Source organism: Paraburkholderia sp. (assembly GCF_034668105.1).
Classification (GTDB): Bacteria; Pseudomonadota; Gammaproteobacteria; order Burkholderiales; family Burkholderiaceae; genus Paraburkholderia.
In genome coordinates, this window is sequence record NZ_JAXDPY010000162.1 from 1 (window position 1) to 11032 (window position 11032).

Here is an 11032-nt window from a genome sequence, read left to right on the forward strand (position 1 = left end):
TCGCGGCTTCGAACACTGCGCTGAGCGCGAGAATGTTAGTCTGAAACGCAATCCCTTCGATCACTGATGATTTCCGATCGGACGCCGCCCGGACGCGGCGCCGGAAGGCCGAAATTCGCGCGAGCTATCGGGACCATTCTCGGATCCTGTATGACGTGCAATCCGGTCAATGGCGATTCGTGGATCCAAAGCGGTCATATGTCTCGCACGCCCGATCGGCGGCTCCGGGTCGGGAGTGTGAGTTCACCGATTGCAACAACGGCCGTTCAGTTGCTTGACGGCGTCAGCGTCAACAATGAAACACATAGCTGACGGTGAATCCAACCCGTCCCAATGTCGGCCTTGGCCGATGGGACTAAACCGCTCGCGCGGTAGGGGGCTGCGGCCCGACTCTGGCGGCGAATGGGAGGCCAGTGGCGCCGGTGGTTATGTTGGTGGTTGAGGCAATCCGCCTCGCCCTCCAGCAGGAGCCCCATCATGACCTCCTCCGATCCGCGCGTCAGCCCGATGCGCCGCCATATGCTTGAGGACTTGCGCATGCGCAAGTTCGCACCCAGGACCCAGGCCGCCTATCTGCGTGCCGTACGTCAGTTCGCCCGATACCTCGGGCGTTCACCCGATACCGCCACCGTCGAGAACCTCCGGGACTACCAGCTGCATCTGGTCGATCACGGCGTGTCTCCGATATCGCTGAACGCCGCGATCAGCGGGCTGAAGTTCTTCTTCGAAGTCACGCTCGGCAAGCCTGAGCTGATGGCGCGCATGCAGCCGGTACGCGTGCCCCGCACGCTCCCGGTTGTGCTCAGCCCCGAGGAGGTGCGGCGGCTCATCGCGGCAGCTGGAAACCTCAAGCATCAGACCGCGCTGTCGGTCGCCTATGGTGCCGGGCTGCGTGCGAGCGAAGTGGTGGCGCTGAAGGTCGGCGACATCGACAGCCAGCGCATGACCCTGCGCATCGAGCAGGGCAAGGGTCGCCGCGACCGCTACGCGATGCTTTCGCCGGTCCTGCTCGAACGTCTGCGCGTCTGGTGGCGCGTGGCCCGTGCCCAGGGCTGCATGCTCGATGGCGGGTGGCTCTTTCCGGGCCTTGATCCGATCGACCCGCTCAGCACGCGGCAACTGACCCGCGCCATCCATGCGGCCGCCGAGGCCGCAAACATCAACAAGCGCGTCTCCATGCATACGCTGAGGCATTCGTTTGCCACGCACCTGCTGGAACAGAAGGAAGATATCCGCGTGATCCAGGTGCTCCTTGGACACAGGCAGATCGAGACCACCACGCTCTATACCCAGGTCGCCACTGATCTCCTGCGCAAGGTGATCAGTCCACTGGACCGCCTGCCCGCCGGCTAGCCCGGCCGCACGCGGAGCCCTCCGTGCTGGAGGTCGCGGATATCTTCCGCGCCTGCGGGCCAGGGTGGCGCCGTACGGTAGCGCTGAGCCTGGGGCAGCTGAAGGTCATGTCGGCCATCGAACAGTGCCGCAGCGCGGCGCTGGGGGGACATGTGCTGCGCTGTTCCGGCTGCGCAAAGGTTGAGATCGCCTATAACTCGTGTCGTAATAGACATTGCACAAAGTGCCAGGCGAGCGCCGCACACCGGTGGCTCGAGGCACGTCAGGCCGACCTGCTGCCTGTGGAGTATTACCACGTCGTCTTCACGCTACCTGCCGCGATCAGTGCGATCGCCTGGTACAACAAGGCGGTGCTCTATGGGCTGCTGTTCGATATCGCCGCCGAGACGCTGCGTACCATCGCGGCAGACCCCAGGCACCTCGGCGCGCAGATCGGCACCACGCTCGTGCTGCACACGTGGGGCTCGGCGCTTACGCATCACCCGCACGTGCATGGCATCGTCCCCGGCGGCGGCCTGTCGCCCGACGGGCAGCGGTGGATCGCCTGCCAGCCCGGCTTCTTCCTGCCGGTGCGCGTCCTGTCACGCCTGTTCCGGCGCCGCTTCCTCGAGGCACTCGAAGCGGCGCACCGGCAGGGCCAACTGCAGTTCTTCGGCGAATATGCCAGCCTCACCGATCCGCCCGTCTTCACCGCATGGCTCGCGCCGCTGCGTGCCTGCGAATGGGTCGTCTATGCCAAGCGTCCCTTTGCCGGACCCGAAGCGGTGCTCGCGTATCTCTCACGCTATACGCACCGGGTGGCGATTTCCAACCAGCGTCTGCTCGCCTTCGACGAGCGCGGCGTCACGTTCCGCTGGAAAGACTATCGCGCGAAGGGGCGCACCCGCTACAAGACCATGACCCTCGAGGCCGGCGAGTTCATGCGCCGCTTCATGCTGCATGTCCTGCCTGGCGGCTTCCATCGCATCCGTCACTACGGACTGCTTGCCAACCCGGTGCGCCGCGCCAGACTCGCGAAGGTGCGCGAACTGCTGCACGTTGCCACCGGCGTCGACACGTCTGCGCGCGAAGCCGTCAGGGAAACACGGCCCGCCTTCATCTGCCGCCACTGCGGCGCGCCGATGATGGTCATCGATATCCTCACGCGCACCGCACCGATCCGCGCGCCCCCCACGCGCCGGGGCCCGACATGAATACAACGGTTTCCGGACGTGCTACCCGACCGTCGGCTTCGCGGCAACGCGGCCCACGAGCGGACGTTTGCGCCTGTCGCTTCGCGCAGTCCCTCACAGCTCCCGTTCGCCATCACGATTGCGCGACTGAACCGCTACGTCACCGCGTTAGCGCCCATCCGGCATCCCGCCCGGCCGCGCATACTGCAACCCCGCCAGGCATCGTGACACATCAATCGCCATAAGCCACGAAAACTCCCCTTGCATCGGGGCATCCCGCGGTTTCCTCCCTTCAGGTTTATTCAACGCCTGCCCGCACGCGCCGGCGCGCGCTTCCCGGCCCGCAGACATGGGCAGGCGTCGAACAAACCTTAAGATGGAACAAACCTTAAGATGAGGGACCATTGACACTTTGACAAGTGTCGCGGGTAGGTCCGAAGCGTGCTAACCCAATAAATTGGTCGCCCATTGGATGAACATCCATTCCGCGACTAGCCGGTGACTCGTGCGATATGCAGGCCGTGACCTGCGGCTGCGCTAATCACGATCGCTTAATGCAACACCTACGCTAACGATCAACGTTGTTGTAACCGAATTTCAATAACGCAACTAACGGTCAATTCGCGGCGTGCCACCCTTGACAATCAACCGGTTCAGCCCAGCCGAAAAAGCCTTTTGCCGCGGCCACGTCGCGCTTGCGCAGAGCATGAAGTCCACTGTCTGGCCGGCCCCCGGTCCACCGCCCGGTACAGATAGACCCACCTGCCACGGATTTTAAGATACGTTTCGTCAACACGCCATGACCGCCCAGTGGGCGTGCCAAAACGGTTCCAGCGCTTGACGAACTCCGGTGTAAAGCGCTTCACCCAGCGCAGAATCGTGGTATGCGCCAGCGACAAACCCCGCTCGGCCATCATCTCCACCAGATCACGCAGGCTAAGCTTGTAACGAAGATACCAGCGCACGCACAGAATGATGATCTCTCGATCAAAATGCCGTCCATCGAACAACACATCCATAGTCTTTAACTTGCTCATCGCCGGCCATCAGATCGTTTGCTTCGACAACTCTAACCGATTTCGCCATTCCTATTTGCACCACAGCCCCCGTCGCTTCCCAAGCGTTCCCATGTGCGTGTGCCATGCGAAAAAGGTGTTTGACGCGTGTGCCCGCTGTGCGCAGGAATGGTTGAAGGTGGTGCATAACGGTGTGCGCAGGAGGGTGACTCATGCCTGTCGCGAGGGAGGGTCTATACGAAGTCGCAATGGGAGGCGTTCGCCGGTGCACTCGATGCACTACCTGAAAAGCCCGAGGCTGAACATGCAGTCACGGTGCGCGATGCGATGAAAGACATGCGCGCACGTGTACGAGGGGCGAAGGCGAAGGGCTACACATTAGAGCAGATCGCGGAGCAGGCGAAACCGCACGGCATCGACATCACGGCGGGAACGATCCGCTACGCGTTGCGCGCAGCCGCAAAAGGCAGCGGTGCCAGGAATGGCACACGCTCGTCGGCATCATCCTCATGCCGATTTTCCAGTCTGTCTGGTTTTGCATGACGGTGGCGAGGGCGAGGGCGGGGGACAGGGCCAACCCGGGGTCAGATGGTTGCGGACTTCGTCGCCAAGGTGGCGAGCGGGTTTCCGTGCCTCGCTCCCGTCCTCATCCTCATGGTCGTCGCGGCTCTCCCATGAGGATGCGGCAGGGATTTCCCGGTCGGTGAAGATTTCCGGCACCCAGGCGACTTTCGCGAGCCGCAGTTCGGCGGCAGCTGCTGCGTCGGCCTTCTTCATCCTGTCGAGATCGGCTGCGGCCTTCGGCGAGACGGCGGCGGCGACGACTTAAGCAATGCGGGCCTTGCTGACATGGTCGAAATACGTGGCGCGCGTGGGCGTCCAGTACCCGGTCATGTCGAGATTCAGCGTACCAGCGAGCGCGTTGATCGCATGCGGCCTTTGTTCGCCTGCGATTCTGTCAAGCAGGGTCCCGGTGCAGAACGCGAGCAGATCGAGCAGCGTCGTCCCGGGGTCCTGCTGGATGAGCCACGGCAGCAGGTCGGCCAGTTTCGCGGGCAGTTCCGCGATCCATCGCGCGCGTTGCGTGTCGATGGCGCTCCACGCGGGACTAGTGCCCAGATCGTCTGCGGCGCCCAGCAGTCCGTCGTGATTGTTCGTGCCGGTAGCCGGCGATGATGTCCCGCTACTGGCAATTCGAAATTTCGCGCGGCGTCAGCAAGCCCTCATGCCGGATGCGTCCCATTTTCGGACAAGCCGCCGCTCCCCACCCACACTAAGCGTCCGATTTTGCGACAGTGCTCCAGCACGCGAGCCATCTCGTCGCCGCGGATAGCACCGCTTCCCATGCTCACGCGCCTTCTTGGGGTGGCGTGATCGCTTCCTTCTCCTTTGGCATGGACATTGCCTAGTCTGTGTCGGCCCCGCGCAAAAGCGCCGCTCGTATGGTTGGTGCGTTTGCCGGTCATACATAAACGGAGGAGACAAAAGTGAAAGCTGCCGTGCTGCATCAGTACGACGAGTCGTTGACTCGCGAAGAATTCGTGCGCTACGAAGATGTCGACGATCCGAAGATCGAGCGCCCCACTGATGTCATAGTCCGGATTGGCGGCGCCGGTGTGTGCCGCACCGATCTGCACGTCGTGGAAGGCATCTGGCGCAGCAAGGTCGATGTGACGTTGCCCTACATCATGGGTCACGAAAACGCCGGTTGGGTCGAAGAAGTGGGCCGCGGGGTGGAGAGTGTCAAGGTGGGCGACCCGGTCATCTGCCATCCCCTCGTGACGAGCGGACATTGCCTCGCCTGCCGGCGTGGCGACGATATGCACGCCACGGAGAGCCGGTTTCCCGGCATCAATGCCAACGGCGGCTATGCGCAATATCTGGCGACGGGCGAACGCTCGCTGATCCAGTTGCCGAAATCGCTCGCGCCGAAGGACGTCGCACCGTATACCGACGCCGGCTTGACCGCGTACCGCGCCGCGAAGAAAGCGTCGCGCCATTTGCTTCCCGGCCAATTTGCCGTCGTGATCGGCGCCGGTGGTCTGGGGCACATCGGCATCCAGGTCCTGAATGCGCTTTGCGCGGCTGAAATCATCGTAGTCGACCGCTCGGATGTTTCGCTGCAGCTTGCGAAGGATTGCGGCGCGCATCACACGGTCAAGGGCGACGGTCATGAAGTCGAGCGCGTACTCGAACTGACGGGCGGCGACGGCGCCGAAGCGGTAATCGATTTTGTCGGCGAAGGCGACGCAATCGCAAAGGGCCTCGCCATGACGCGCAACGCGGGCTTTTACTACATCGTTGGCTATGGCGGAAAGATCGAGTTGCCGACCATCGACATGATCACCAGCGAGAAGACGATCGTCGGCAACCTGGTCGGCACCTATCCCGAACTCGTCGAACTGATGGCGCTCGCCGACCGTGGCCTCGTCCATCTGTCAACCCGCGAATACCGTCTGAGCGAGGCGAACCAGGCGCTCAAGGATCTGCACCACGGCAAGGTCAAAGGCCGGGCGGTGTTGATTCCGTAGTCGCCTCGACGGGGCACCTCAACGTGGAGATTGCCGTGACTGTGGAGCGTGACGCAGCCTCGCTTTTCGAGCGCATGCGTCTGGTTATCGCACTGACCGAAGTCAATTCCCACCACTTGCGCGGAGAAAGCAGACGCGCGGGCGCGGAGATCGAACTGGCGTGCGCACTCGCTTGCGAGCAGCGCGACGGTGTGCCGCCAGAAGGAACGTCGCATATCGAGCAACTGCGCGAGCGCCTCGGCGAGGCCGAAAGCGCGTTGCGGGCGATCGAATCCGAGCGGGAGCGGCTTGCGAACGAGCTGGCTCAACTGGACAGTCGAGCGTCGTCTGAGACACAAGGGGGCTGGCAATGAATCGGATTCCGGTTACGGTGCTCACCGGCTTTCTCGGCGCTGGCAAAACCACGCTGCTCAATCGCATTCTGTGCGAGCAGCACGGCCGGCGCTATGCGGTGATCGTCAACGAGTTCGGCGCGATCGGCATTGACGGTGGTCTCGTCGTCGGCGCGGAAGACGAGGTCATCGAATTGAACAACGGCTGTGTCTGTTGCAAGGTGCGCGGTGATCTGATTCGCGTGGTGGCGGCGCTGGTCAAGCGTAAGGACGGCTTTGACGGGATCCTGATCGAAACCTCCGGTCTGGCTGACCCCGCGCCGGTGGTGCAAACCTTCTTTATCGATGATGAGATCCGGCAGCGCACGCGGCTCGACAGCGTAATCTGCGTGGCCGATGCCGCGCATTTGCAGGCGCGCCTCGCAGACAGTCGCGAGGCCGCGGAGCAACTCGCGCAGGCCGACATCGTACTGATCAACAAGATCGACCTCGTCGATCCGGCCGGTCTCGCTTCGGTTCAGGACGCCGTGCGGCGCATCAACCCGACCGTGGAATGGCGGACCAGTGTGCGCTGCGAAATACCGCTTGCCGCGCTGCTCGATCGCGGCGCGTTCGATCTCAAGCGCATGGCGCTTGCCACATCGGCGGGTGACGGCGGTGAATCATCACGCGGCGAGCGGACTTACCACTACGTGCCGCTTCGTGCAGGCGCCCCCGTCAAACGGGGTCGCCATAGTCACGGTATCGACAGTGTATCGCTGCGTGTCGAGCGCCCGCTCGAACGCACGCGCTTCCTCTCCTGGCTGCAGCAGTTGGTGGTCGAGCAAGGCCAGAACCTGTTGCGTGCAAAAGGGATTGTCGATCTCGCCGGATCGGAGCGTCGCTTCGTGTTTCAGGGCGTGCACATGACGATGGATACGGATTTCGACCGGCCCTGGCGAGCCGGCGAACACCGTGACAGCCGCCTCGTGTTTATCGGCCGCAATCTCGACCGGCGCGAGTTGCGGGAGAGCATCCGGTACTGCGAGATCGACTCATGAACGCGCCTCCCGTTCTGATCGAATTGCTCGGGGCATGTTGGGTCACCGACGCGTCCGTCGTCGAAGTGGTGTGGGACACGGCGGGGCAATCCGCTGGATTCGCCCTCGGTGACGGCACGCTAGCGCTCGCCACCGGCGTCTGGGACGGCGGCCCTCGACTCAAACCACGCGAGAGCGGCGGCGTGGAGGTCGTGCAGGCACAGGCACCACCCGCGCCGCTCGCGCGCTTCAGCGTGCATGAGGGCACGGGCCTGGCCCTTGCCGCCGACCCTGCGGGCGGCTTCTTGAGCGGTGGTGATGATGGCCGTCTCGTCCATCTGCGGCTCGATGGCACGAGCGAACTCGTCGCGCATGAAGCCGGCGCATGGATCGACCGCGTGGCCGCCAGCCAGGCGGGTGGTCGAGTCTATGCAAGCGGCCGCCGGGTTCATTGGCTTGGGGCCAAACCTGCCTGCCTTATGCTGCCTGGATCGGCGACATCGCTGGCCTTCGACCCAACTGGCACACAACTGGCGATCTCGCATCATGGTGGCGTCACGCTGTGGGCAGCCGACACGCTCCGGGAGCGTCAGCTTGCGTGGCCGGGCTATCACCGCAACGTGGCGTGGAGCCCTTATGGCCGCTATCTCGTGAGCGGCATGGAAGAGAATGCGCTGCATGGCTGGCGGCTGCCCGACGGCGCGGACATCGAGATGGGCGGCTATCCCGGCCAGCCCCGCTCGCTATCGTTTTCCGCTGACGGCCGCTTTCTCGCCACCAGCGGCGGCATGCGCGCAGTGTGCTGGCGCTTCGATCCGCCCGGCGCGAACGACGAACCACACGAATGCGGCGTTCTCGCCAAGGCGCCGGTAAGCCAGGTGGCCTGCCATCCGGCTCATCCGCTGATTGCAGTGGGTTATCACAGCGGTGCGGTGTTGCTGTGTCAGCCAGGCAGTAGCGACATTTTGTTTATCAAGGATTCCGGCAACAGTGCGGTCAGCGCGATGGCCTGGTCGCCGGACGGTGGGCGGCTCGCTCTGGGAACCGAGGCGGGCGAGTTGGCGCTGGTGTTTCTGCCCGACGAGCTGTTCCGCTTCGGACGCCGCGGATAAACGGGCGGTGCTTCCATCACATGTCAAAACGGAGACAAACATGCATAACGGACACACACCCAAAGAGCAGTTCTTCGAGCGCCTTGGCGCCGTGGCGGACGAGATGATCGAAGCGTACGGCAAGGACTTCGCGCTAGGCGCGCTAATTCTTACGGCACGCTTTGTCGCCGAAGGAAAAGAGCCCGACGGCGCTGCCCGAAGCGTGATTCCTGCGGGTGAAAGCCACGGCAGCGTTGCGACGTAGCAGCGTGCCACGGTTCACCCCGTTAGCCGTCACTGAAAATATGGTATCCGAAATAATATAGACGATCGATTCAGCACCCGCCACCCGATCCAAACGTCCCAATATCGGACAGCGTCGTGAGGCGGAGTTGTCGCAGAACACAACATGGCGCACTGCAAGAATTTCTGGCAAAAGCCCGCGCTCGTTACCAGGCTTGATGCCGAATAAAGAATTCCTTCTGGCACGCTTATCGCTCTATCAGTGCAGGTCAAACCGGAAGCGTCGACGTCACAAAACGCGAGCCGAAAACAGCAGGAGACACGATCAATGAAGACCGGCCCAACAGGCTTGTCCTTCCGTTCCTTCTCCCGAACTTTTCGCTTGCCAAGGAGACGGCCCGCCCGTGTTGTTGACTCTGGTCCTGGCGGTAGCCGGCCCTGCCCGAAGCGTCGCATTGCGACAGTTATCGAAATGGAACTAGGAGAGCTCAATGTCTGATGGATTAACGCTCAACAAGATCACGTCCCAGCGCGGGATCAGCATTGGCGAAGCGGCACGCCGCGTTGCCGATCTCGGTTGGACTCCGAGTTACGTCCAGGAGGCCATGACCTTCCCGACGGACTACAAGATCAGCAAGGCGCCACGCGACCCGATGAAACAGGTGCTGCGCTCTTATTTTCCGATGCAGGAGGAAAAGGACAACCGCGTCTACGGCGCACTCGACGCGGCATTGCGCGGCGACATGTTCCGCAACGTCCAGCCCCGCTGGGTCGAATGGATGAAGCTGTTCCTCGCCATCATTCCGTTCCCCGAGATTTCCGCGGCACGTTCGATGGCGATGCTCGGCCGGCTCGCACCGGGTGAAGAGCTACGCACCGGCTTTACGATGCAGATGGTCGACGAGTTCCGGCACTCCACGATCCAGATGAATCTGAAAAAGTGGTACATGGAAAACTATATCGATCCGGCCGGGTTCGATATTACTGAAGCCGCATTTGGCAAGTGCTATGCCACCACGATCGGCCGTCAGTTCGCCGAGGGCTTCCTCACCGGCGATGCGGTTACGGCCGCTAACGTGTTCCTGCAGGTGGTGGCCGAAACGGCGTTCACGAACACGCTGTTTGTCGCGATGCCATCCGAAGCCGCCCGCAATGGCGACTACGCGTTGCCGACCGTGTTCCTTTCGGTGCAGTCGGACGAAAGCCGCCACATCGGCAATGGTCACTCGCTGGTGATGTCGATCATCAACGATCCGGACAACCATCTGCTGCTCGAGCGCGACCTGCGCTATGCGTTCTGGCAGAACCACGCGATCGTCGATGCCGCTATTGGCACCTTCATCGAGTACGGCACCACGGACCGCGACAAGAACAAGGAATCGTACGCCGAGTTGTGGCACCGGTGGATCTACGAGGATTACTACCGCACCTACATGCTGCCGCTGGAAAAGTACGGCATCAAGATTCACCACGACGACGTAGCCGCCGCCTGGGACCGCATTGTCAAGCAGAACTATGTCCACAAAGTCGCACAGTTCTTCTCCGTGGGCTGGCCCGTCAACTTCTGGCGCATCGAAGCGCAGACCGAAAAAGACTTCGAATGGTTCGAACACAAGTACCCTGGCTGGTACGCCGAATTCGGCGACTTCTGGAAGTGGTACGCGAAGAAGAGCGTGCCGGGCGAAACCAACATGCTGTTCGATCAGGAAAACGGTTACGTGTATCCGCACCGTTGCTGGAGCTGTCTGGTGCCCTGTCTGATCCGTGAAGACTTCGTGGTGGATGAGGTCGACGGCCAACTGTATACGTATTGTTCGGAGTTGTGCCGCTGGACGCATAAGGTGGCGTTCGCGCCGGAATACGAGGGCAGACCGACCCCGGCTATGGGCCGCTTCAGCGGACGCCGCCAATGGGAAGAGTGCTACCACGGCTGGGATCTGGCCGATTGCATCAAGGATCTCGGCTTTGTGCGCAGCGACGGCAAGACGCTCGTGCCGCAACCCCATCTGCGCTTTGACGACAAGCAGATGTGGACGCTCGACCACGTGCGCGGCAACACGATCCAGAGCCCGATCGTGCTGCTGCGCGCCATGACACCGGAGCAGCGCGAGAAACATATTGCCGAGTATCGCGCCGGCTTCAAGATCAACCCGCTGAATTGATGAGGCAAGCGCGTCCGGCGGTGGCGGTGCGGCCGCCGCCCCGGACCGTTGAAAGGAGTGCGAAATGAGCGATATCCAGGAGATGAGGGGCGATATGACGGATCCGGGCGACG

Annotated in this window: 9 protein-coding genes and 2 pseudogenes; 9 read left to right on the forward strand and 2 right to left on the reverse strand. The window is 62.5% G+C overall.

Features of this window, described 5'->3' with window-relative positions; all coding sequences use genetic code 11:
• Positions 1–124: pseudogene (locus QOC89_RS31835) on the reverse strand (chemotaxis protein); the annotation flags it as partial.
• A 353-nt stretch (positions 125–477) separates the two neighbouring features.
• On the opposite strand from QOC89_RS31835, the gene QOC89_RS07630 reads away from it, so the two are divergent.
• Together QOC89_RS07630 and QOC89_RS07635 are read left to right on the forward strand one after the other, a co-directional pair.
• Complete coding sequence (locus QOC89_RS07630; protein ID WP_116120094.1) at positions 478–1353, forward strand: tyrosine-type recombinase/integrase; 876 nt, start codon at positions 478–480, stop codon at positions 1351–1353.
• Between the two features lie 23 nt (positions 1354–1376).
• Positions 1377–2546, forward strand: a complete 1170-nt coding sequence (locus QOC89_RS07635; RefSeq protein WP_416340371.1) for an IS91 family transposase — start codon at positions 1377–1379, stop codon at positions 2544–2546.
• Positions 2547–3189: 643 nt separating this feature from the next.
• On the opposite strand, the pseudogene QOC89_RS07640 reads toward QOC89_RS07635, so the two are convergent.
• Positions 3190–3562, reverse strand: a pseudogene (locus QOC89_RS07640) (IS6 family transposase); the annotation flags it as partial.
• A gap of 306 nt (positions 3563–3868) precedes the next feature.
• Here QOC89_RS07640 and QOC89_RS07645 point away from each other — a divergent pair.
• From QOC89_RS07645 to QOC89_RS07680, 7 genes are all read left to right on the forward strand, one after another.
• A complete protein-coding gene (locus tag QOC89_RS07645; RefSeq protein WP_323044479.1) occupies positions 3869–4084 on the forward strand; it encodes a hypothetical protein in 216 nt (71 codons plus the stop codon).
• Between the two features lie 944 nt (positions 4085–5028).
• Positions 5029–6072 (forward strand): NAD(P)-dependent alcohol dehydrogenase, encoded by a 1044-nt coding sequence (locus QOC89_RS07655; protein ID WP_323044472.1) that lies wholly within the window; start codon positions 5029–5031, stop codon positions 6070–6072.
• A gap of 35 nt (positions 6073–6107) precedes the next feature.
• Positions 6108–6425, forward strand: coding sequence for a hypothetical protein (locus QOC89_RS07660; protein ID WP_323044473.1), 318 nt, complete (start codon positions 6108–6110; stop codon positions 6423–6425).
• Complete coding sequence (locus QOC89_RS07665) at positions 6422–7444, forward strand: GTP-binding protein (RefSeq protein WP_323044474.1); 1023 nt, start codon at positions 6422–6424, stop codon at positions 7442–7444. Before QOC89_RS07660 ends, QOC89_RS07665 begins: the two co-directional genes overlap by 4 nt.
• Positions 7441–8535, forward strand: a complete 1095-nt coding sequence (locus tag QOC89_RS07670) for a WD40 repeat domain-containing protein (protein ID WP_323044475.1) — start codon at positions 7441–7443, stop codon at positions 8533–8535. The genes QOC89_RS07665 and QOC89_RS07670 overlap by 4 nt, the downstream gene beginning before the upstream one ends.
• A 40-nt stretch (positions 8536–8575) precedes the next feature.
• Positions 8576–8779 carry a hypothetical protein gene (locus QOC89_RS07675; RefSeq protein WP_323044476.1) on the forward strand — a complete coding sequence of 68 codons (204 nt, stop codon included), beginning with the start codon at positions 8576–8578 and terminating at the stop codon, positions 8777–8779.
• Positions 8780–9248: 469 nt separating this feature from the next.
• Positions 9249–10919: an aromatic/alkene/methane monooxygenase hydroxylase/oxygenase subunit alpha gene (locus QOC89_RS07680; RefSeq protein WP_323044477.1), complete on the forward strand. Its 1671-nt coding sequence runs from the start codon at positions 9249–9251 to the stop codon at positions 10917–10919.
• Positions 10920–11032 lie beyond the last annotated feature (113 nt).